Annotated in this window: 14 protein-coding genes; 2 read left to right on the top strand and 12 right to left on the bottom strand. The window is 37.0% G+C overall.

All coding sequences use genetic code 11. The features are described 5' to 3' along the window. The first annotated feature begins 7 nt into the window (after positions 1 to 7). Positions 8 to 514 (top strand): bacterioferritin, encoded by a 507-nt coding sequence (locus tag DWW23_RS01240; protein WP_122351471.1) that lies wholly within the window; start codon positions 8 to 10, stop codon positions 512 to 514. A 75-nt stretch (positions 515 to 589) separates the two neighbouring features. Here the strand turns inward: DWW23_RS01240 and DWW23_RS01245 are convergent, their stop codons facing one another. From DWW23_RS01245 to DWW23_RS01295, 12 genes are all read right to left on the bottom strand, one after another. Next, positions 590 to 3,691: a GH92 family glycosyl hydrolase gene (locus tag DWW23_RS01245; protein WP_122351472.1), complete on the bottom strand. Its 3,102-nt coding sequence runs from the start codon at positions 3,689 to 3,691 to the stop codon at positions 590 to 592. A gap of 88 nt (positions 3,692 to 3,779) precedes the next feature. After that, positions 3,780 to 7,397 carry a hypothetical protein gene (locus tag DWW23_RS01250; protein WP_122351473.1) on the bottom strand — a complete coding sequence of 1,206 codons (3,618 nt, stop codon included), beginning with the start codon at positions 7,395 to 7,397 and terminating at the stop codon, positions 3,780 to 3,782. 11 nt (positions 7,398 to 7,408) lie between these two features. Then, a complete protein-coding gene (locus DWW23_RS01255) occupies positions 7,409 to 8,812 on the bottom strand; it encodes a glycoside hydrolase family 28 protein (RefSeq protein WP_122351474.1) in 1,404 nt (467 codons plus the stop codon). 11 nt (positions 8,813 to 8,823) lie between these two features. Beyond that, positions 8,824 to 11,049: a hypothetical protein gene (locus DWW23_RS01260; RefSeq protein WP_147382577.1), complete on the bottom strand. Its 2,226-nt coding sequence runs from the start codon at positions 11,047 to 11,049 to the stop codon at positions 8,824 to 8,826. Between the two features lie 64 nt (positions 11,050 to 11,113). Further along, positions 11,114 to 13,450 (bottom strand): GH92 family glycosyl hydrolase, encoded by a 2,337-nt coding sequence (locus tag DWW23_RS01265; RefSeq protein WP_122351476.1) that lies wholly within the window; start codon positions 13,448 to 13,450, stop codon positions 11,114 to 11,116. A 100-nt stretch (positions 13,451 to 13,550) separates the two neighbouring features. After that, positions 13,551 to 15,389: a carbamoyltransferase gene (locus DWW23_RS01270; RefSeq protein WP_122351477.1), complete on the bottom strand. Its 1,839-nt coding sequence runs from the start codon at positions 15,387 to 15,389 to the stop codon at positions 13,551 to 13,553. A gap of 2 nt (positions 15,390 to 15,391) precedes the next feature. Next, positions 15,392 to 15,541: a DUF5989 family protein gene (locus tag DWW23_RS27000; protein ID WP_222941129.1), complete on the bottom strand. Its 150-nt coding sequence runs from the start codon at positions 15,539 to 15,541 to the stop codon at positions 15,392 to 15,394. 34 nt (positions 15,542 to 15,575) lie between these two features. Next, positions 15,576 to 15,947, bottom strand: coding sequence for a hypothetical protein (locus DWW23_RS01275; protein ID WP_122351478.1), 372 nt, complete (start codon positions 15,945 to 15,947; stop codon positions 15,576 to 15,578). Continuing rightward, entirely contained in the window at positions 15,944 to 17,773 is a 1,830-nt protein-coding gene (locus tag DWW23_RS01280) for a hypothetical protein (RefSeq protein ID WP_122351479.1), read from the bottom strand. The genes DWW23_RS01275 and DWW23_RS01280 overlap by 4 nt, the downstream gene beginning before the upstream one ends. Before the next feature lie 36 nt (positions 17,774 to 17,809). After that, positions 17,810 to 19,405, bottom strand: a complete 1,596-nt coding sequence (locus DWW23_RS01285; protein WP_122351480.1) for a RagB/SusD family nutrient uptake outer membrane protein — start codon at positions 19,403 to 19,405, stop codon at positions 17,810 to 17,812. 13 nt (positions 19,406 to 19,418) lie between these two features. Continuing rightward, entirely contained in the window at positions 19,419 to 22,682 is a 3,264-nt protein-coding gene (locus DWW23_RS01290; RefSeq protein ID WP_122351481.1) for a TonB-dependent receptor, read from the bottom strand. Positions 22,683 to 22,933: 251 nt separating this feature from the next. After that, positions 22,934 to 23,842 (bottom strand): FecR family protein, encoded by a 909-nt coding sequence (locus tag DWW23_RS01295; RefSeq protein ID WP_158583142.1) that lies wholly within the window; start codon positions 23,840 to 23,842, stop codon positions 22,934 to 22,936. Between the two features lie 366 nt (positions 23,843 to 24,208). Between DWW23_RS01295 and DWW23_RS01300 the strand changes: the two genes are divergently transcribed. After that, complete coding sequence (locus tag DWW23_RS01300; RefSeq protein ID WP_221267800.1) at positions 24,209 to 24,802, top strand: RNA polymerase sigma factor; 594 nt, start codon at positions 24,209 to 24,211, stop codon at positions 24,800 to 24,802. Positions 24,803 to 24,822 lie beyond the last annotated feature (20 nt).

The raw sequence follows: 24,822 nt of genomic DNA on the forward strand, positions 1-24,822 counted from the left end.
ACGCATTATGATTAAAAGAGAGAAAAGTATTGAACTGCTGAACAGAGCAGTAGCTGATGAAATGACAGCAGTCAACCAGTACATGTATTTCCACTTCCGTCTGGATGATATGGGATATGACTTGTTATCAAGCCTTTTCAAACGTACTGCCATTACTGAAATGATGCACGTAGAACGCCTTGCCGAACGTATCCTGTTTCTGAAAGGTGAAGTAGAAATGAAATGCTCCGGCCCGGTAGAAAAAATCCACGATGTAAAAGCAATGCTTGAAAAAGCGGCAGAAATGGAAACCGGAAGTGTAGACGATTACAATGCATGGGCTAACGAATGTGCCCAACATGCAGATTCTGCTACCAAGAAGGTATTTGAAGGTTTGGTTATCGAAGAAGAAGGTCATCTCGACCAGTTCGAAACAGAAATCGAAAACATGGAAAACTTCGGTGCAAACTATCTGGCATTACAATCTATCGAACGTAGTAAAATTATTTCTTCGGGCGGCACTCCGGCAGAATAATATAAAAAGTTGTTATAAAAGACCACTATATAAAGTGGTCTTTTATAACAACAATCTTTTCAAAAATATTGAACATCAATTCATTATCATTCTAACGGTCTCAACTAGCCTCAACGGAGCTAATGTAGTATCGACTTGTCTTAAAAACCATTTTTCATTGTACGTCAATTGTTCCCCAGGTTGTAACACGGTATATGGTCCATGATTTTCCAATTCTATATAAGTCCCTTCCTTCTGAGCAAAAATCTCAATCTCACCTTGACCCGGAGAAAGTTCCGTAATTGATATATCTGGATATTTTTTGATAAATAACAAGTTATCTATCAAATGGGCCAGCCATCCTTCTTTAGCTGTAGAAAATAACTTTTGAGGTTCCGGAACAGAGTCTTTGTTAAAATGATACCAAAGTATGTCATCATTAACAAATACCCCTTTCAAAGAAGATGCTGGTAAATCCGTATTTTTATCAATAGGGAAAAAACTAACTCCGCCTTTTGTACGACAAACATCCCATGCCGCCACTTTTTTCTCTTCTCGCGAAATATTAAAAATAGAATATGCAATCCTTACAGAAGAATCTCTCATATCAATACTGAATTTTTTCTGAAAACGAAAACCACTGACAGTATCAGGTTTACTATCCAATACTAAAGTATCCTGATCCATCCTAACGACATAAGACTCTGTATCTAATACTGGATATGGAGGCCATCCCCAATCACGCTGGGGAGACGGCCAAAGAGTCGAACCATAATTCAACTGATGCACTGAAGCAGGACTCAGTATTTCTCTTCCATTATAAGTATAAGAAAGTATACGTCCACCTTCGCTGGATGAAACAGAAAACGTATTGTTCCCTACAGATAATGTATGTACTCCTTCATTATTGTATTTGGTCATGGAAGGTGGAACACTACCCATCGAAATACCAAATGTAGAAGAAGGACGAGGCCCCATTACAAACACCAACGTTCCTCCTGCCATGATATCCTGATGACGGAGATACAACTTATTATAATCCATCCCATTTAACGAGACTGATTGAATATAAATATTTTCCGAAGTTAAATTCTTTACTTGCACTTCAAAAGGCTTGTTGCCGACATTCAAAGTGGCCTGATCGATCATTGGTTTACCAAAAACATATAATCCTTCCGCCGGATTAACAGGATAAAAACCTAAAGCACTAAAAACATACCAGGCAGACATCTGCCCACAATCCTCATTACCACAAAGTCCATCAGGCAAGGTTGTATAAAGTGTAGTCATAATCTCATGTAGCTTTTCCTGACTTTTCCAAGGCACTCCTGCATAATTATATAAATAAGCAACCTGATGGCTTGGTTCGTTACCATGAACATACTGTCCTATAAAACCAGAAATATCTAAAGGGACATCTTCTCCTGAGACATTTGAGTGCAAACTAAATAAGGAATCCAAAGCATTAATAAATTCATTATCCGAACCAAATAAATTTATCAATCCCTGAACATCATGGGGAACAAAAAAAGAATATTGCCAAGAGTTTCCTTCCACCCAATCACATTCGCCATACGAAGAATAGAAAGGATCAAAAGGACGGCGTGGTTTCCCTATAGAAGAAACACCATTCATCAATTTATATTCTTTATCAAAATAGACGGAATAAGATGCCGCTCTTTTCATAAAATAAGCAAAATCATCCGTTTTCCCCAGTTCTTTAGCTAATTGTGCAATGCACCAGTCATCATAACAATATTCTAAAGCAGTTGCTACTGATTTATTATATTTATCATAAGGGATATAGCCATACTCTTTCAGATATTTCACACCAAAATCATTTTGCATAGCCGACATGACCATTGCTTGATATGCTTTTTCCACGTCATACCCACGAATACCCTTAAAATAAGCATCAACAATAACAGGAATAGCATGATAGCCAATCATACAATTGGTTTCACTTGCCCATAAAGGCCAAACCGGCAATAAACCGTACTCATCATACTGACGAAGCATAGAATTTATGATATCATTAACCGTATTCGGAGCTATAAGAGTAAACAAAGGATTAGCAGACCGGAAAGTATCCCATAAAGACATTACTGTATAATTATTAGAACCATCTGTTTTATGAACCTTTTTATCGAAACCCCAATAATCATTATTGACATCAGAAAACAGATAGGGGGCCAATAAGGAATGATACAAAGCTGTATAAAATTTTTTCATCTCTGCCCTATCAGCTTTCACTGCGATTTTTGACAATTCTTTTTCCCAGCTATCACAAGCCCGTTTATGAACACCATCAAAATCCCAACCGGGGATTTCCGTATCCAGATTCCGTAATGCATTCTCGATACTTACCGCAGAAAGACCAACCTTAACAAAGATGACTTCTCCTTTTTCCGTATCATAATTAATCAACGCTTTTAGATTTTTCCCTACCGCCTGCTTCAAACCACCAGAGACGACCTGATCGTCTATAACCAGATTACAAGATTTAAAAGGTTTTGAAAAACGAGCAACAAAAAACAACTGCTGGTTACTCCAGTATTTTTCACCTGGTTCACCCCAACCTTTCGACAAACGCTTCCCTGCCAATGTCTGATCATCCACGATCTGCAAAGAAGTCTCTTTTACACTATCTGTCGAATAATGATGAAACAGATCCAATAAAATATGCGCATCATCCGTTGCCGGATAAGTATATTTATGGAAACCACAACGAGGAGAGACAGTGAGTTCCACCATAATATCATAATCCAGTAGTTTCACTTTATAATATCCAGGCGACGCAGACTCCTCTTGATGAGAGAAACGGGAACGGTATCCGGTATCTGGATTTTCGCGTGTTCCGGGTACCACATTAACCGCTCCAACAGTCGGCATCAGTAAAACATCCATCAAATCACTACGTCCTGTACCGGATAAATGCGTATGGCTAAAACCGATTATAGAGCTATCTGTATAATGATAACCAGAACACCAGTCCCATCCTTCTAAATGCGTATCAGGACTTAATTGAACCATTCCAAAAGGAACAGCTGCACCAGGAAATGTATGTCCGTGTCCATCTGTCCCAATAAAAGGGTCAACATAACTTAGAAATTCACTATTCTCAATGTTCGTTACTTTACCTGAGCTACATGCTATCAACAGAGTGAACAATATAAAAATAGAATAATAGTATTTCATAAACAATTAGTTATATTAAAAAGATCTCTGTTCAATTCCAAAATATGTTTGACAAGACAAAGCTACATTCTATTAAATTCATAATCTTCTATTTAGCAAATGAAAACTCCAATTCATTTGCCCAATGTTCTTTCCAATCCGGATGAAAAGCACGACTGTTTTTCTTGGAAACACTTCGTTTACGTGCCAGTTCCATACAAGCTCCGCGAGCACCATCATCATTTACCCGACAGGAGAATTTTATCTTTTCTCCGTTATCCAACGATTTTTTAACATCCGGTATTTCACTCCATGGAATAGCACATTCCGTATATAATGTATTACCTTCACGACGTGTTACTAATTTTCCATCCTTCACCGCACCATCATAAGGTGATTTAGGTTGGCGAGGATAGAAATGCTTACGGGGCATCCCCGGAACCAACATACGCCATATCTCAAAGCCTCCTCCATATTCGGGTGCTACAGTATTCAAGGCATATTCATAATCTGTACATTTATAACCTACGTAGCGAGGTATCGTTCCCTTGGGATGTGACTCCATTCCATCTTCACCAATTGGCAAAACATTGAATGCTATCAAAATATTATCGGTAGGTTTATCCATAGAGGCATCAGGCAATACGGGGTCTTTCCGGTATGAAAAACGACGGACACCTTCCGGCCATTTCAGTTCAACAAGATCATCATAATCAACTGTTTTACAAGAAACTCCAGCTGGTAATTCCGGAGTAAATCCAACCAGATAATAACCGTTTTGACCATAGATAGATTTCCAGTTTCCTAATGTATCAAAGTCTTTTTTTACCATCGTAGCAGCAGTTTTCCCCGTAACGTTCTGTCCAGCTACATCAAAAAACAGACCGCCGAGTTTAACTGTATACCACCAACCTTCTGCTGTGCAACGAATTCTTACTTTCCCAGACAGATCCAATATCAAATAAGTACCATCCCAGACTTTAGGAATACGTTGAGTCATCAACTCTTTTCCTGTTTCCTGATCGTACACAACAACCTCGATATTATATTGGTCTATATCCGGAAAATAGAGAGCTGTACGAATAAATTTATCAGCTGGTAAATCCAAATCCACACCTATGGAACGAGTTGTTTCCGTATTTTCAATATAATTCATCACACGGGCTTGACCATCCGGAGCTTGAAGAGCTCTTTGGTCTCCGTTATCAGCACTCTGCTTCCTTTCCTCGGAGTGCATAGCCCAAACTGTTTGCATACGAGCCACATCCGGATAAAAGAAATCATCGTCATTACGAGTTTCAAAACGATAAGTTCCTTTATTGGGTGTTTGATCTGCTACTTTTGCCGCAAAATAAAAATATTGATCATCGTAAGCTAAATAAGCAGTGGCCATACCATCTGCATTCGTTTCAAACTCCTTGAACGGATACCAGGCTGCTTCTGTCAACGAAACACTTGCACTGGAAGAACCTTTTATGGTTTGAGGAATCACATTTGCCCAATCGTCTAATTTTCCATCTACTTGAATAGTTTTTCTAGAAATGTAGTTAACATGCATATCTTCCCAATGTACAGCTACCCCATCCTTGCCTCCATCAAAATAGACATCCAATGGATATGTATTATCTGCAGTTGCTTCTCCTCCGGCTATATTTACAGAAATAGTCCTTGTCTCATTAGGTCCTAATGAGACTTTTTCCGGATAATTCAGTTGTAAATTTCCTAATTTCACTTGGAGTCTACCACTAACTTTCCTATTCAATATATTCGTCAGAACAAGATCCATTGATGAATGATCCGATACCGGTACAGTCATATCCTTTGCCATTATTTCCAAAGGTTCATATCCCTCAATACGAGCATTTTTCAACGCATACAAAAGCTGTGAAAATGAGCCTTTGCGACCATCAGTTCGCATATAATACCCCCTATAGTTAAGTGGAATTTCATACTTGCCATGATGAGGTTGTATCACATTCCCGTAAAAATCATATAAGATAAAAGAAGATTGTGCGTTCAAAATAAGACTCCCATCTTCCATTGCCTTATAACTGTTTAGGGCATCTTCTGCCTTAGCACGTTCTACCGAGCCTTGCGGCATAGTTACTATTTTTTTCCGGAGTGCAATCTTTTCCGCAATTTCCTTCTGGCTTCTTACATTACGGAACAAGATGTTTTCCGCACCGAAAGCTTCCCCCAAATCTCCGGTAATAACAACAGTCCCGTCATCTATATTTTTCTCATACCCATCGAAAACCATTACCCAAGGTAATCCGTTCTTAAATAATAATTCTTTAAAGTCTCTCTCTCCGATCAGAGCCTGTACAGCCCCCATGGCAGCTGCTGGTGACCAAGAACTATGAATGGATGGTATTATCTCCACTCCGTTCGTCGTACGAACTTCCATATTCGGAACTGTATTATGAGGATCGCCAGAATACATATATCCGCCATAAATTCCCATCGAACGATCATATCCTGCAGAACGATTGGCTGCCACAACCAGCCCTATACGGTCATCCGTATTTCCAACCCAACTTTCAGTATCCCAAATCAAAACCCTTCCTTTATGATCTTTACGGTTATTCCATTCGGGATATAGAACCGGGGATTCCATTCCCTGATAATGAATAGACAAAAAATCAAAAAACGGTAACATATCCATTGTTCCGTCACTGAATAATTTATCCCAAGCATTAGAATTCGAGTCACAGCCACCTATCAATACGTCCACTCCCTCCTTACGTGCTTCCATTACACCTTCGGCCATCGCTTTATAGATTTCACGATAACGTAGCATGTCGGCCTGCCAACCGGAAATAGAAATACCCTCCCAAGGTTCGTTCCAAAGGGAAACTGCTGTAACCGGCCCATTCGGCCATCCATGTTTCAGACACAATTCTTTTACATATTTCTTAAAATCTTCATCCAGTGAAGGAAGCCAGGAATAATCCTGTTTTGTCCGTTTATAAACTCCATTTTCATCCAGAAAAGAACGCTGAGTACCCAGAGGTGTCTGTGACTGTCCTTCACCAAACATCAATAGGACAGTTATATTATTGTCTTTATAACGTTTCATCTCTGCATCCATCCGACGCATTTCATTTTGATAATTACTCATAGTAGTCGGACAGTAAGATGCTCCGTATCGGATAGCCTGTACACCAATCCTGCTTAAAAAATCGACACCCAAATCATCCAATGATTGTTTCGGATACTGCATCTTGACAGGTGATGGTTTCATACTACGTACAAAACTGGTAGCCAAACGCCTACCATATTTTCCTAAATCGAACACAATAGCATAACCTCCGAAGATATCCGGAATTTCCGGTAAAATCTCCATATCAATATATCCATTCGGAGATATTTTGACAGGGGTAGAAATCGTCTGAAGCTCTTCAATCTTATACATCTCCGGTAACCAAATATCATTAGGTACACCCCTTGCTCCATAATGTATCACATATATAGATGCATTAACATCAATAAAGTCTTCCGTGTTACTTATCAATTGAAAAGTAAATTTCACTTTTTCTCCTGGCCAGAATACATTAGCTGGAGCACTTGAATAAATAGTTTTGATATCATAATCGTAATGCCGTAGACCATTTTTTACTCCCATGACATTTTCATATCCAATCCACTCATAAGGTTCTTTCATTTGTGCATGCAATAAGCAGGAGAACACACATAAAAATACCAATAACAAATATCGCCTTTTCATATCTTCATTTTTTATTTAAACTGTTTAATATCCGATCCTTTTACATCTCCAGAATCTTTTACAACCAAAGGTTTAACATTCTGAACTAACTTACATTCCACATTCGTCAGCGTTGTAGCCATTACATTATCAAGAAAAAAAGCCGGGCGAACTTCGGAACCATTATATGACAACTTTACATTTTCACATATCAGTTGTTTTACATTCCGAATAAACCATCCCCAACAAGGTAATATGCGTGAATCTACATGTGGTTGTCCAACTTCAATATTATGCAGCGACGGATCGTCATGTCCTTCATATTCAATCGAGATATCACACAACCGAACTCGTTCGAAAGTACCACCTTTCCAACTCTCCACTGAGGATGCAGATTTTGTTATACAAGTCGCTTTTATTCGTTCTACTTCTATCGTACCACACTCATTGTCCTCATTCAGGATAAACATGAAAGGATTATCCAGATTATCTATTGTCAAATCGTGAATAGAAACATTGTCGACTCTTCCCGGAGCATTTCCCCATCCTCCTGGCTGTAATAAAACAGCAGATAGCATATTGGTTCGTTTATGTTCCTTTGAGGTTCGATGAGGAAACACTCCCGGTCCTTTAAATGTACAGTGAGTTATTCTTAGACCAGTTGCCGGCATAATCATGCGAATACCATTACAGGAAGAGTTAATATAACAATCGGTTATTGTCATATTTTCCCAGTAACCTCCGGCTATCGCGTCGTCACCGGTATAAAATTCAGAATTACGTATCAAAATATTTTTACCTCCGCGAATATGTATACCGTCCCATCCTTCCTTAATTGTAAGATGCTGAAAAGTTGCATTTTCTATTTCATAGGCCATAAAAGCATAATTTGCAGCATGAATAACTGTGATACCAGATAATGTTATATTCCGCGACTCTCCGAACAAAATAGTATGAGGTCCCCTCATGTTTTCCTCTCCATCCGGATCAAAAACATGGTCGCCATCAATTACTCCTTCACCAGAAATAGAAACATCTTCAACTCCAACCCCTAATATCAAAGCTCGGTTCCAGTTATATTTATCTGCATTATCATATTTCTCCATCTCTTTGGCCGGTATATAAGGAGCATAGTCTTCTAATTCCGAAACACCTTTAATAACAGCCTCCTTTTCAAGAAAAAGTGACACATGATCCTGGAGACGGATCGTTCCGGTCAAAAAAACACCGGATGGTACAACAACCGTTCCTCCTCCTTGTTCGGAGCAATACCGAATGGCTTGATCGAATGCATGTGTATTCAATGTTTTTCCATTTCCCTTTGCACCGTAATCCCGCACATTAACTCTTAAATCGGCAGATGACGCAATAGCCCGTACTGCCCCATGAAGCAAAACCAGACAAATGAATAACTTTATTATAATCTTTACATTCATGACTATGATCTTTATATTGTATAAGTATAGACCTGATTCTTCGAAGCTCGTATTTCTTTCATTCGAGAACTTTTACCGGAAAGAATTGTCTTTACAACCGAACTTTTAGGTAGATGATGGTGAAAATCGCTAAAAGCCCATAAAACATATGTATTATCTTTATGATACAGCACACCTGCCTCATTTTCCAGTATTTCGCGATCATATAAATAAGGTTCTACTTCATTATATGCTTTAAAGAAATCGAATGTCGGAAACTCATCGTCTTTACCTCTGACCGGAACAAGCTTTTCTTTATCAACATCCCAAAAGACGAACCAGGACATCCTGTAAGCCAACCCTTTAAATAAAACATCAAGAGGATCAAAACCCAAATTCCGTATCTCCTGTGGTTCAAATGTTGCGATACAATCCGTCCAAATATACATACAATCGAGCCTCATCTTTACTCCCGGACCACTGCGATGGACACCAAACACACCAATATCTTCCCCTGTATAATGATACCCCATTTCCTGCATATCACGTATCATGCTGATATGGGCCGGATACTGGGAAAAAATGCCTTTCGCTGGTTCTTTTTTGGGGCGATAATATCCTAAATTATCTAACTGGTCCAATGTGGCACCACCTTTACGAACAGCATTCATATTTTGAACATGATGAAATTTATTACTCGTCATATTGAATGAACTATCCAGAAAAATCCCCCGGATACCGATATCATCATGTAGTTTTTTCCAGCATTTCATCCAATAAGCATAAATATCAGGATCACGCATATTCAATGCACAAAAACGTGGTGTATAATGATCTGCCTCTATCGCATTAGAAGCATTTCTTATCCAAGGCATTTGTGCTTTCTGCACAACCTCCATCACCGAACCCTCGACCGGAAGACGTCTCAGACGATCAGTTGGTTTTTCTTCCGCATAACTAAACATCTCTGCTAAAGAAGAAATAGCAGTATTTCCCCACATCTCGACCGTCACACCTGCATCATTTGCCTTTTTACATAATTGACGCATATTGTCTTCACCTACAGTATCAGCGATTTTATAATCGATATTACAACACATATTAGAGACTCCATATACATTCATCGTATTCTGACATTCATTAGGCAAAAAAACAGTTTTCAATTCGGCAGCAATAAATGCAGGCATTGCCCGATTTATATACTTATCCATATCTGGTATCTGCCATTCTTCAATCACACCATAGGTAGTCACACGTTCCCGTTTCAATCCAGCATTTTCATGCAAAATATCATAAATAACATCTTTGGCTGCTTCATATATATTAGCCGCTTGAACTTCGGTTAATTCTCCTGGTAACCACAACACTTCAACCGGAGATGTTTTCAGTTCATGCCCTAAATCTGCACAATGCTCATGATAATGAACTAACTCCGACTTTCCTTCCTCTTTTTCGAACAAAGAATTAATGTGTTTAACCTCATTAGGCCAGGTAAGCAATGTCCCTTTTGAAGAGGTTGTGAAAGTGAAGCCCTGTAATGTTGTTTGCAAAGGATGAAACTGGAAAATATTAGGATTCTCAATACCCGGTAAATACCATTCGGAAGAATAGAAATCTTTATTTGTTCCAAATTTAACCTTAGAAGGAACTACGCCACTACGCATCCAGAATTCATTTCCTATCACATCACCCCCTATTTCCCAAGTTCCTCTATCCAGAATTCGATAGATAGGAAGTGTACTACTATTATACACATACTGATAAGTAAATCCCTGCCACGTTTTATTTCCGATTTCACGTGTCAAAGGTTTCAATATGAGTTTAAGTGTGGTGTCCTTTGCCGGTTGCGGACCTTCTGTCCAATCCGATAAATTCCGTCTGTTACGCACCGTATGAAGCATCCATTCCATAAGACCGTCATTTATTTGATCTGCCGAAAATATCAGTTCTATAGAATCATCCGTTATTTTCTGATCAACCAAACGATAATTCAGTAAACGAATTCCATCAGGTGTCGTAATCTCTACAAACATAGGTCTTCTTGGACTTCTAAGTTCAATCCCTCCTATGCTAATACTTCCCAACCCTAAAAATTCGTCTCCGATCATTATCGTTTCAATCATTACATCGTTCTTCAATGTTGATCGAGTTGTTTTTCTGGTTCTATTCTCTTCCGTCATTGAAATTACAGACGGAACAGCTAATAATCCCAAAGCAGCTGTTGTAGATTGCTTTAAAAATGTTCTTCTTGTTTTCATGTGTATTACTTTTTTGGATAAATATATTTCAAGATAATTTACTATTTATCGACTGAACTTTGGATTACAAAGACGACAGACCATCTATCCCCCAATCTTTATTAGGCTCACTTCCCATTGTTAATTCAAGAACTCCACCATCCATTATATCATGATAAGTTATCCAGGTCCTGCTATACACTTTTCCATTAAAAGTTGCAGACTGGATATATTTATTTTCTGGTTTATTATTTTTTGTAACAATAGAAAACGATTTACCATTCCGCACGAAAATATCAGCCTGATCAAAAACCGGAGAACCTATAACAAAAATACTAGAAGCAGGATTTACCGGATAAAAACCAAGTTGGCTAAAGAGCAGCCATGAAGAAGTCTGACCACCATCATCGTTTCCGGGAATACCATCAGGGTGATTCGCATATGTCCGATTCATTACTTCCCGGACTCGTTCCTGAGTCTTCCATGGCTTTCCGGCAAAAGCATACAAGTAAGCAATATGTTGAGACGGTTGATTACCTTGAGCATACTGACCGATCACCCCACTCACATCTGCTGCATATATGCCTGTCAGGAAAGACGGTTGTTCAAACAACGTATCCAGTTTTTCAATAAATCGGTGTTCACCACCTATTAAACCAATCAAACCTTTTATATCATGCATTACATGCCAAGTATATTGCCAAGAATTAGATTCCATAAAATCATTGTCCGCGAATTGATGAGAAACAGCTCGAGGATCAAATGGAGTTTTCCATGAACCATCAGACAAACGACCACGCATGAAACTGCAAGAACTATCAAAGACATATTTATAATTAGCCGATCGTTGCTGAAATAAACCATAACAGGCAGAATCACCCAACTCCTTTGCGACCATTGCTATATTCCAATCACAAAAAGCATATTCTAATGTTTTTGGAACTGACATATTTACAACATCAGCTGGAACATACCCTTTTTTTACATACTCTGTATACCCGGAAAAACCTCCTTTTATAGTATTTTCGATTAAATAGTATAAAGCCTTTTCCCAATCAAACCCTTTAAAACCTTTCATAATTGCATCAGCTATGACTGGGGCAGATGAATAACCGGCCATATTATATCCATTCTTACCAGCCAAGCACCATACAGGTAACAAATGCTCTTTGCTCAAATCGGCCTGACACAACATAGAATTGATCAGGTCATTTATCATATCCGGTCTAATAATCGTCAACAACGGATGAAGCGAACGGTATGTATCCCAAAGAGTAAAGAATGTATAATTCCTAAATTTCTGACTATTATGTACGCAAGCATCCGCACCCAGAAAATCTCCATTCACATCATTGAATAAAAACGGAGCTAATGAACAATGGTACAAAGCTGTATAAAACTGAACTTTTGCATCATAATCTGATGAGTGTATCTTTATTTTGGATAATGTATGATTCCACTTATTCTTCGTACGCTCCACCACTTTATCAAAATCCCAATCTGGAATCTCTTCTTTCATATTATTTTTCGCATTTTCTAATGATGTAAATGAAACTGCAACTTTTATTATAACCGGATCCTCACCTGCATTATCAAAAAGGATTGCAACCTTTATATTATTACCCGAAAGAGAATCCGGTATATCTTTTATTACATCACTTTTTTCGAAAAATATTTGTGAAAAAGTTCTTGAGAATTCTGCATAAAAATAAGATTTAACACCATTTTTAGTCAATCTGAAACCACTAATCGACTTTTCATTTTCCTTCTTTATCCCTGTTAACATTGGATTTGCATATTCTCCTAGTCCATGTTCCAAATCGACAATTACATGACCGGATTGATTTTTGGGGAACCAATATCTATGCATACCCACTCTTTCAGTTGCAGTCAATTCAGCCTTTATATTATAGTCTTCCAAAAATACGGAATAATACCCCGGAGCAGCTTTTTCCCCAACATGAGAAAAACGCGAACGATATCCTTCTTGTGTTTTTTTGTAATCTCCCGGTTCAAAAAGAATATCTCCGGTACAAGGCATAAACAAATAATGTCCAAACCCCATCCCATTACCACTTGTATGATTATGAGAAAACCCAAGCATAGAATAATCAGAATAATGATATCCAGCACTCCAACCAAAACCCTCCGTATTGCAGTCAGGACTAAGCTGGATCATTCCGAAAGGAGCCACAGCTCCCGGAAATGTTAAGCCTCCAAACGCATAATGACCTGGATTTTCACGAATCTCATCATATGTAACACTATCACCAGGATAAGCCTGAACCCATCCTCCTGTTCCGATAAACGGATTAACAAACTTTGTTAAATCTTCACCTGAATATATCTCTTCTCCTGTTACATTTCCTGTAAAAAAAGACAAAGAGACTATTACCATAAGAAAAATAATTTTCTTTCCCATGATTACTATTTATTTATCTATGTAAAACTTATTAGCTATTCCATACCGGAATTCCAGATTCTAAGACTAATAAAAATTTATTATCTATCTCATTTTTATTTCAGTCTGTCAATTTCTGATCTATTCTTTTGATATTTTCTTTGGGTTGATCCTCCTTGCTAAAAAACCAATTTCCAAGAACCAAATAATCCATTTCAGTACCCATAAAACAAGCATAAGCATCTTCCGGCGTACATACAATCGGTTCGCCGCGTACATTAAAACTCGTATTGACCAACACACTACATCCAGTCAGTTTTTTAAAAGCTTTCAGCAAAGCATAATAACTGGAATTTGACAGTTCCGTCACTGTCTGTACACGTCCTGTAAAATCCACATGTGTAATAGCTTGCAATGAAGAGCGATGATAGTATAGCTTTTCCTGATAAGAGAAATTATTATAATCATCCGGAACCGGAAACCTGTATTCCGGCTTTATTTCAGCAACCAATAACATATAGGGAGAAGGTACATTCAATTCAAAATACTGAGCGGCATCTTCTTCCAACACAGTCGGGGCAAAAGGACGAAAACTTTCACGGTATTTGATTTTCAGGTTCAACTTTCTCTGCATCTCCTTATTACGAGGATCCGCCAAGATAGATCGATTACCTAATGCCCTCGGACCAAACTCCATACGTCCCTGAAACCAGCCTATGATAAAGCCTTCATTCAACAAAACTGCAACTTTGTCATATAAAGTCCCATCATCAAATCTTCTCGCTACAGCTCCAGTTTTCCGTATCATATTCCGGACATCCTTGTCCGAAAAAGAGGGGCCTAAATATGCACCGGACATTCCGTCTGGTTTTTCGCATGCCCGTTTTTCCTGAAGATAAATATGCCACACAGCAAGGGCAGCTCCAATTGCTCCACCTGCATCTCCAGCAGCCGGTTGAATGTAACAATTCTCAAACAATCCGCTTCTTTGAATTTTTCCATTTGCTACACAATTCAATGCGACTCCTCCGGACATTACTAAATTCTTACATCCACTCACTTGTTTAGCAGTGGCCACAAGTTTTAATAGAACTTCTTCCGTAACCTGCTGAATAGCATAAGCCAGATCCATATATTCCTGTGTCAGTATACTTTCCGGTTTTCGGGGAGGTAAACCGAACAATTTCTCCCATTTCCGGTTATTCGTCATTTTTAATCCTGTCGCATAATCAAAATAATCCATATTCAAAAGAAAAGAACCATCCTCCCGAATATCTATCAAAAAATCTTTTATTAAAGAAATATATCTCAATGTTTTTTCCGACTTCATACCATAAGGAGCCAACCCCATCAATTTATATTCGCCACTATTTACGCGGAACCCGCAATAATAAGTGAAAGCAGAATATAACAACCCTAAGGAATGAGGAAATTGAAGTTCCCGCAATAACGATATATTTTCTTTGTAACCTCGACTGATCGTCGTAGTAGCCCATTCCCCAACACCGTCCACCGTCAGAACTGCCGCTTCTTCATAAGGTGAAGGATAAAATGCACTTGCTGCATGCGATAAATGATGTTCTGGAAAAAGAATTTTTGAATGAATGCCAAATGTTTCCAATTCTTTCTTCAGAATTCGTTTCATATATAATTTTTTCTTAATCCATACCGGAATCGCCTTAATAAAACTATGTAAACCTTTCGGAGCAAATGCATGATATGTTTCCAATAATCGTTCAAACTTTATAAAAGGCTTTTCATAAAAAGCGACATACGAAATATCCTCTCCATTCAAACTAGCCTCCTGCAAAACATAAGTAATAGCATATTTCGGGAAAGACGAATCATGCTTCTTTCGCGTGAAACGTTCCTCCTGTGCAGCTGCAACAATACGGCCATCTATTAATAAAACCGCCGCACTGTCATGATAGTATGCCGATATACCTATGATTGCTTTCATTTTTAAAATATTGAATAGATAAAAGGAGCCAAGGCCGAACCTTGGGTCAATACGATCAACAAGCTAAAGAAAAGAAGAGTTAATATCAATGGTATTAACCAGTATTTCTTTCTCGTTCTTAAAAAGCTCAAAAATTCTTTCAGAAATTCCATATCTTTATATTTTTGTTACTTTGATAATTAATTATTAAAACTGATTTTCCATATCTTCAGCTTTATATATCTTATTTCTCATGACAAAGACACTACCTACTCCTTTTTTAAAACTACGCAAACATAAAGTATCTTTAAAAAACAATTTACGCAATAAAGCCATAGGCGTTACTATCAGATAAAAGATCAGAGTCAATATAATCGCTGAAAAAAGAAGCTCTACAAGTAAAGCAAAGCCGAACCACAACCAAGAAAGCGGTGTATAGATAACCGGAACCAACCCTGTAACCAACAGGGCTAATACTGCAATTTGATACCACACCGTCCCTCCCGACACTAATCCTACGACTAATAATGCCAAACCCAGGACCACTCCAACATCCGTATTTTGTCTTCTACTTATCATATATTTCCATATTTTGCTGCAGCTTCTCTGTTCCCTATCTTTGAATAAAGGACAAATATTTCCTGCTTTAGTTCCACGTTACCAGGCTCTTCTGCTAATATCTTTTTACAAGATACTATTTTCTGAGCAATCTCTTTCATTGGTCTAAAATCAATCCTTCCATTTGCTGTAATCAAAATATCCAGAAAAGGTAATGCCTTTTCTGGCATATCCGATTTCATGTAAAGTATAGCCAACTGACGAGCCATTACCGGTTCTTTCTTCAACTTATACGCACGGGTTGCATAACGGATGCCTTTATTATATTCTTTTGCATCTATACATAAATTTACAATTTGTTCATACATTACATATTCATAAGGATATTCCAAAATAAATGCTTCCCCGACTTTAATTGCACGAGATAAATCCCCTTTTGCTACAAATGCCTTTAGTAACTTATACATAGCAACTTCCCATTTTATTGTATTAACAGCTAACCCTCCGGCCAAAGCCTCTTCCAATGACTTATCTTTTTTATCATCGGGGGCAATTGTTTCATTAAAAGGCCAGCCTTCTTTCAATAATAAAGTTGCATACTCCCCACATAAAGAGTCCACAGCAGTCAGCGGTAACTCTTTAAACTCCACTTCTACATCGGTCTGTTTAGCATTATTAGCATATAAAAAAGAAGACTGCTTAAAACTCTTAACTAATGCTTCCGAAATCAGGAAATGACCTTTTAAATTAGGATGCAAATGTTCTAACATCAACTCCTTGCCGATAATAGAGTCTGAAGCATATCCTTCAAACATCCTTTCTACATCCACAAACACAACATTCTTATACTTACGGGCCAAACGCTCCGTTATTTCATTTATTTCTTTCGGAGCTCTAAAACGTAACGCGTCCAATTCTTTTGCTTGCATATATTGTTCCTTAGCTTTTTTCTTATCCCCCCTTTTATAAGCCAGGTCTGCTTGATAAAAACAATAAGAGGCATTCAAAGAATCCGGACCATCCACACTTATGAAAGGTTTCTGATCTTTCAAATTACAAACTGTATTCGTCAAAAAAACTCGTATTCCGACTTTCTCATATTTCGCCAAAGTTTCATCTAAATTCTTTTCATATTGTTTAATTCCACCTTTATACAAATCGGATTCCAAAGGAATTTCCTGCTTTTTAACCATCCTTTCCATTAATGTATGGTCATAATCAGTTTTATTCCCATCAGGAAAGAACGCTGCTAAAATTTTCGATAATAGCTGGCCAACCTTTGTTTTTCTCAATTCTACTCCCAGCCTTGCAATCGTGATTTCACTTCCTAAAGTTCCAGTAGAACCAATTCCTAAAGCTCCGTAATATTCATTATGGCCAGCATTGATGATAACTGCATCCGGATGCTGAGCAATGATTTCATCTGCAAAGTCATAAACAGCATATGAATTTAAAGCCGTCATCGAAAGATTAATCAATTCCAGATTAATATCCGGAAAATCCTTATGCAAACGATAATCCAGCATACGAGGAAATGCACCATTATGGAAATAAGGAAAACCTACAGCTGTTGATTCACCTTGTACAAAAATACGAACTACATCTTGAGGTTTCTTTTTCAAAAAACGCTCAATGTTACCATTTGTCGCATTTTTTTCTTGTAGAAAATAGCGCAGAGAGACTTTTTCATTCAAATGCAATAGATAGGGTTGCTTTTTATCCTGTATAAATAAAGAAAGATCGTTTCCAAAGTCTATCATACGCAATCCTCCCTCCAGTAAGAATAATATTATTATCGGAAGAAAACCTGCTACAACCTTGAAATACCAATCTTTCTTTATTTTCATTTTAATAATTCTATTTATCAGTTAATACAATACCAATTATTCATTCTCATATCCGATACTCTGCTTAATATTAGGATTATCTTCCATTTCCTTTTTGGGTATTGGATAATATAAATCTTTAGCATCATAATGTGGTGCTCCGGAACGAGTAGTCTTATACCATTTGGAAATTTCTTTATCCAAGGTTTTCCAACGGCACACATCCACCCAATGTTGTACACCTTCAGCACAAAGCTCCAAGAAACGTTCCTCCCGAATGTCATCTCTCAACTGATCACCACTCGATTTTATATCATAGGACAAATCACCATCATAAGCACGCCTGCGGACACGGTTAACATATTCACGAGCATTTGCCTCATCTCCCGTTGCCTGGCAAGCCTCTGCATACATTAAATAAACATCTGCTAAACGCATCAAAAACATATTGATACCCACACAACAAGATTTTTCATAGGTAGAATATGTCAAAGGCACATATTTTCCGATACTCCAACCTTTAATATTATCTTCAACATCCTTATATTTAGCAGTAACAGTTGTATTTCCATTCATAATTACAGGTGTTCCTGGTTCCAGTGCTGTTACTTTAAGACGAGGATCCGAACCAAAACGTTCTATATTTGCATCATGGAAGTAAATATTCCCCCATCCGGCAGCTTCCACATTTCCATCCGGATTGATAAAGCATAAAGATGCCACAAAAGCATGCATAGAACCTTCACCACCACTCCAGTTTCCCCAGCCAGACGAAGAACCATCTTTCAAATTGATTTCAAGAATAGACTCATTATTAAACTTTGTCTGTGACTCATTAAACATTTTCGAGTATTCCGCAAAAGGAACAAGCTGTTTTCCTGAATTATCAATTACATCTTTTAATTGTATCTTAGCTTCATTATACTCTCCCTGGTACAAATTCACCTGACCAATAAAACTTTTTACTGCATACTTATCAGGACGCGAATAATCTGCCTGGCTTGTCCAATGATCCGGTAACAATGATTCAGCCTCTTTATAATCTTTCAGAATTTGGGCATAAACTTCATCCACCGAATTCCTTGTAGCATTCATTTGATCTGAAGTGGTCGCAACCTGTGTTCGAATAGGAACTCCTTGCTTGCTACCATCTCCATTACAAGGAAAACCTTCACCCCAGAACTGAATTAACTGTTGATGTCCCCAAGCCCTCCAAAAGAGAGCTTCACCATTTATTTGAGACAGACGGACAAGTTCATTTTCCGTAAAAGAACTTTTATCAATTTTTGCAGATTCAGCTAAAACAGTATTCGCACATTGTATCACTTTATAATATCCCCACCAAAGAGTTTGGACATAGCCATTATCAGAGGAAACCTGATTGGTCGCCTGCTGGTTCCAATACGGATCTGCAGTCCAAGCCATGTCTGCCGTGTGATCCACAATGAATGAATGCTTGGACATTACGCGTTTTCCATACAATTCAAAACAGATAACTTCCGCATAACAAGAAGTCATCAATGATTCCATATCAGACATTGTTTTCGGAAAATAATTCGGAGATAATGTTGATGGATCCGATAAATTCAAAAAACTGTCAGAGCAGCTGTTAAAAGTAATAACTGCTATTAAAAGAAATATTATTTTTTTCATATCCTATCCTACATTATAAAGTTAAACTAATACCCCCCATCACAGATTTAGCAGCCGGGAAGCGTGTAAAGCTATAAGTTGTTCTTTCCAGATATCCCCCACTCAACTCCGGATCTCCCTGAAATTTACTGAAAGTAAGAATATTATTACAATTAATAAATACCTTTAAATCTTCCACATAAAACTTAGACAACAATGATTTAGGTAAATTATAACCTAAATGCAAATTCTTCAATTTCAGATAAGAACCATTCTCAACAAAATAAGAAGAGAAATTTTTAAAATTGCCATTCGGATCCTCCCTTACCACACGAGGATGTTCCGTACTTGGATTCTGAGATGTCCAGGCGTCATACACTTTATATGTCGTATTATAATCGCCATAGAAATTTCGTTCGTAAGCTTTTGCATCGTTGAAAATATCAAATTTCGCATTACCTACCCATCCCATTATTAAATCAAAATTCTTCCATGAAAGACTAATATTCAGACCATAAATCAACTTTGGCCAAGGATTTCCAATATAATCTTTATCTTCATTTGTAATTTTACCATCTTTGTTTATATCCTTATAACGAAAATCACCGGGAGCTGTACCAGCCTGTTGATAAATTCCGTCTGACGCTTGAGCATTCAAGCCATCAATTTCAGCTTGATTTTGAAATATACCTTCCACAACATAACCATACAATTGTCCCATCGGTTGTCCGTTTTCAGTACGATATTGCGAACTATTCCAAGTACAATCGCCACTCGGACCTCTCCAGATAATCGGATTAATCTCATCATTCAGTTTTACAACTTTATTTTTATTTGTGGATAAGGTCAAAGCCACATCATAACGAAAGTCTTTATAACTGTCCCGGTATTGTATCATAAAGTCAAAACCTTTATTATTGATTTCACCGATATTAGCAGGATAAGTAGGAATACCACCGTTGCCCGCACTTGTTCCCGTCGAAATAGGTACACCAATCCAATACAACATGTCCGAAGTATTTTTATTATAATACTCTGCTGTAACATTAAGTTTGTTATTCAGGAATCCAACATCCAACCCTAAATCAAACTGAGCAACTTCTTCCCACTTAATAGATGTATTAGCCACTTTTCCATACCAAAAACCTCGTTGTACAGTCTCACCATCGTATGAATAATACAATAAATTATTTGTAAAAGAAGGTTCATACAAAAACTGACCAATTGTGTTATTTCCTATTTTACCCCATCCTCCACGGAGTTTCAATTGTGACAACCAATCAACATTATCAGCAATAAATGATTCTTTAGCAATATTCCACCCCAATGATAAAGAAGGGAATAAACCAAAACGATTATCAGGACCAAAATTATCATAACCATCTCGCCTTATTGTCGCTTCAAACAGATATTTACTATCATATGCATAATTGAAACGGGCAAACTGTGATAAGCTTCTGCTACGTCCTTTACCACCTTTGATATCTTTTTCTCCTGTACCCAGCCCCATATCTTCTGCAACCTGAACCGGAAAACCATTTTTCCAACCACCTGCACTTGAACTTTCTCCCTGAGAAGCTTCATACCCCAACATACCTTTTAAATAATGTTTGTCCGCAAAAGTATGATCATAAGTAAGCGTATAAAACATTCTCAATGTATGACCAGAGCCATAATCTTTGTTATATTCATTACCTCTGGACAATGAACCTATATTCCATGCCTCCTGAAAATCATTATTGGCATAAGAACTGAAATCTCCTGATAAATTTGCCTGGAATTTCAAGTCTTTAATGATTTCCCAATCCAATATAAAATTTGCTTTTCCCCAATAGTTCTTATTATCACGATGATGTACTAATTCGTCCATTACAGCATTGGTACCTTCATAATATCCACCTGCCGGTTGCTTACCCCAACCTCCACCTGATACATTTTCAAGGTCATATACTTTCATTGTCGGGACCTGACGATAAGAAATACCCAAAGGGTTCGATGGATGGTCATTGCCAAATCCCATCGATACAATTTCCGTAACCTTAACTTTTTTATTGATTTGTGTACTACTGGCTATACGAATACTTGCACCTTCATTCCAGTTTCCTATTTTAAAACCTTCATTTTTATTATACTCAGCAGACATATTGAAAGACGTTTTATCTGTACCGCCTGTCATTTGAATAAAATAATTTTGTTTCAATGCATTTCTCCAAATTTCATCATTCCAGTTCGTGTTAGGCAAAGAAGACGGATTATCCCATCCTGATTGCGGATTATTCGGAAAACCAGCAGCTAATTTACGATCAATAAAATCTGGTGTAGATAACATTGTCGGAACATCTACCGGCATGGCAACTCCTACATTTACTTTTGCATTAATATTAATACGACCAGTTTTTCCTTTTTTTGTTGTAACCAATATTACACCACCAGCAGCTCGTGCACCATAAATTGAAGTAGAAGCAGCATCCTTCAGAATCTCAATAGATTCAATATCATTAAAATTAGGAGCTCCACCCTGTATTCCATCTACAATCCATAAAGGATCAGAACCATTGATAGAAGCCGCTCCACGGATAATGATATTTCCATTCGATACATTCACACCGGCAACACGTCCTTGAATAATTTCAGTAACGCCTAAATCCAGATCTTTAAATGTTTCGGGTTTAACAGAAGCTACAGATCCTGTTATATTAGATTTTTTCTGTACTCCATAACCAACAACTACGACTTCATCCAATGCTTTATTATCTTCGTTCAGAACAATATCATAAGCCGTTTTATCTGTTACAATTTTGATCTCCTTATCCAAATAACCGATATAAGATATTTTTAAAATACCACCGACAGGAACAGATATTTCAAATTGTCCATTCATATCGCTAACGGTTCCATTAGATGTCCCCACAATAAAAATATTTGCTCCAATAACCGGATCGCCATTTATATCTTTAATCGTTCCGGTAATTTTTCTAGATGTTTGCTGTACAATTGCATCTCTTACATATAAAGCAATATGCCGGTCTGTAATTTTATATTCCAAAGCATTATTGCTAAATAAAATTTTAAGCACCTCATCAATAGATTGATTCTTAAATCTAACTGATACCTTTTTATTCAGGTTAACATCATTGACATTATATACGAACGTAAAATCCGTTCTTTTTTCTATCTCTTTAATCACCTGAGAAATAGTACCATTTTTCACATCAAGAGTGAGTCTTGCTGTTTGAGAGTAAGAAGTTGCCATTGCCCCCCATATACTCATGAAGAAAAATAGAATAGTGAATCTCATAATAATAGTTGATTTTTTTACATTCTCACAGGGTATACAAATTCCCCTTAAGTACTTTTTGAGATAAAAAAGTACTCTTATTAAATGATTATTCATACATTTGTAATGCTAAAAGGTTATTACTCGGTAGTTAGTAGCTACCGTTGAATTAAAAACATTTAGTTTTAAATTGGGAATGTTAGTAGCGTTCCCAATTTTTTATCAAAATCATGTTGAATCCATAATATGCCTGCTTTTAAGGTTAAACATCTTTATTTACTTGTGATATAAATTTCTCCTTTGACTTTTTGATATTTATATTTAGCAGAGACCTGAAGTATAGATAATATTTCATCCAATGTTTCATGATGAAAAAACTGAGCAGTAAACTTTTTCTTGGCAAGCATATCACTTTCGATATGAATAGAGACATCAAAAGCTCGGCTCAAAGTTCTCATAACCTCCTCCAACGTATTATTTTCAAAATGAAAAACACCATTCACCCACGCAGAATATAAAGCTCCACTTACTTTTTGAACCTTCACTTCTCCATCTGTTCTGTTATATAAAACCTGTTCATTAGGTGATAATATAACATCAGCCTTTCCCGTGTTATTATTGTCGGCAAAAACTGCAACCGTTCCATCCAACAGTGTGGTTTCAATTATATCGGTCTTCGAATCAGAATGTATATTAAAAACCGTTCCCAGAACTTCCACCTTCATTCCATCCATTACTACAATAAAAGGTTTTTCTTTATTTTTAGTTATAGAAAATAAAGCCTCCCCGGTAAACTCAACTTCCCGGTTTTGACTCGTAAACACTTGTGGATAACGAATACTGGCATTACTATTCAGCCATACAACAGAGCTATCAGGTAGTACAACTCTGGTTTTTGAACCGGATATCGATTTTACCTCCAGATAAGACATCTGAGATACGTTCTTCTCGCCGGAAGATATTATAAATAAAGAAGAAACGATCAACAAAGCCAAAGAAGCTGCAATCGAAAGATATTTCCATACAGAAGAAACTCCGATAGTTCTGCTTCTACCACATTTGATCCTATAGCAAACCTTATCAAATAGGGTATTTGGATCAGAAACGATCGGAACAAAATGAACTCGTTCAATATATTTCTGCAATTTCTCATCTCCAATTATATCATCATGCTTTTTCATTCTATACATTCGTTTCTAATAAAGATGATATTTTGGGGCCTCCCCCCTAATAGTAAAACCTACTTTTTTTATTATTTTTTTCATCATGCAGACACAGACGTCTCAAAAAGACATGTAAACCACTATATATCAATAACTTAAAGCACACATTTTCTAGATTTAATTCTATCGTTTCAAATTTACTTACCATGTAAAGCATAAACATTTAAATATCTATCCAACCTATTCATCATTAATATTCAACACCTAAAATCACTACAATTAAAATAAAATAACCATAAAAAAAATTCTAAGTCCCTTTATTTTCTTCATTCAACTTTCACTTTTTATTCTACCTTTGCGAGACAAAATAGTAAGAGGTAAGTAATGAGTGACAATATAGAAGATAAAAACCTGATCAAAAAAATTTCACAAGGAGATGAAGGGGCTTTTCGTGCTCTTTTCGATCAGTATTATCAAAGCTTACTCAGTCTTTCATTCTATTTTTTAAAATCCAGGGAACTTGCAGAAGAAGTGGTAGCTGATGTTTTTTACGCTATTTGGTTAAAAAAAGAATCACTGAACAAAGTAAACGATATTAAGAACTACCTTTATATTTCTACTAAGAACCAAGCGTTGTTGTATATTAGAAAATCTCCATTTATTGACAAACAACCTATTGATTTATATACGATTAATATTGCATCAGAAGAGTCTGATCCGGAAACAAAGTTACTGGACAAAGAATATCAAAAAATAATTCAAGAGGCAATTTTATCTCTTCCCGAAAAATGTAGAGAAGTGTTCCGGCTTTTCCTATCTGAAAAGTTGAAACATAAAGAAATAGCACAAATACTCAACATTTCAGAAAAAACAGTAGAAGCACATATCACAACTGCTTATAAACGAATTGCTTCATATGTAAATAAAGAATATAGTAAAGAGAAAAACATCAACAAAATGTTAAGCATCTTTTTCTAAACAAATATTTACGAACCATT

It is taken from the genome of Parabacteroides sp. AF14-59 (assembly GCF_003479515.1).
Classification (GTDB): domain Bacteria; phylum Bacteroidota; class Bacteroidia; order Bacteroidales; family Tannerellaceae; genus Parabacteroides; species Parabacteroides faecis.

What these genes read in the sequence shown, in the direction of transcription:
- DWW23_RS01255 (WP_122351474.1), bottom strand. Translation starts at nt 8,812, where the DNA reads ATGAATGTAAAGATTATAATAAAGTTATTCATTTGTCTGGTTTTGCTT.
- DWW23_RS01280 (WP_122351479.1), bottom strand. Translation starts at nt 17,773, where the DNA reads ATGAAAATAAAGAAAGATTGGTATTTCAAGGTTGTAGCAGGTTTTCTT.
- DWW23_RS01285 (WP_122351480.1), bottom strand. Translation starts at nt 19,405, where the DNA reads ATGAAAAAAATAATATTTCTTTTAATAGCAGTTATTACTTTTAACAGC.
- DWW23_RS01260 (WP_147382577.1), bottom strand. Translation starts at nt 11,049, where the DNA reads ATGAAAACAAGAAGAACATTTTTAAAGCAATCTACAACAGCTGCTTTG.
- DWW23_RS27000 (WP_222941129.1), bottom strand. Translation starts at nt 15,541, where the DNA reads ATGGAATTTCTGAAAGAATTTTTGAGCTTTTTAAGAACGAGAAAGAAA.
- DWW23_RS01290 (WP_122351481.1), bottom strand. Translation starts at nt 22,682, where the DNA reads ATGAGATTCACTATTCTATTTTTCTTCATGAGTATATGGGGGGCAATG.
- DWW23_RS01240 (WP_122351471.1), top strand. Translation starts at nt 8, where the DNA reads ATGATTAAAAGAGAGAAAAGTATTGAACTGCTGAACAGAGCAGTAGCT.
- DWW23_RS01295 (WP_158583142.1), bottom strand. Translation starts at nt 23,842, where the DNA reads ATGAAAAAGCATGATGATATAATTGGAGATGAGAAATTGCAGAAATAT.
- DWW23_RS01265 (WP_122351476.1), bottom strand. Translation starts at nt 13,450, where the DNA reads ATGGGAAAGAAAATTATTTTTCTTATGGTAATAGTCTCTTTGTCTTTT.
- DWW23_RS01300 (WP_221267800.1), top strand. Translation starts at nt 24,209, where the DNA reads ATGAGTGACAATATAGAAGATAAAAACCTGATCAAAAAAATTTCACAA.
- DWW23_RS01275 (WP_122351478.1), bottom strand. Translation starts at nt 15,947, where the DNA reads ATGATAAGTAGAAGACAAAATACGGATGTTGGAGTGGTCCTGGGTTTG.
- DWW23_RS01270 (WP_122351477.1), bottom strand. Translation starts at nt 15,389, where the DNA reads ATGAAAGCAATCATAGGTATATCGGCATACTATCATGACAGTGCGGCG.
- DWW23_RS01245 (WP_122351472.1), bottom strand. Translation starts at nt 3,691, where the DNA reads ATGAAATACTATTATTCTATTTTTATATTGTTCACTCTGTTGATAGCA.
- DWW23_RS01250 (WP_122351473.1), bottom strand. Translation starts at nt 7,397, where the DNA reads ATGAAAAGGCGATATTTGTTATTGGTATTTTTATGTGTGTTCTCCTGC.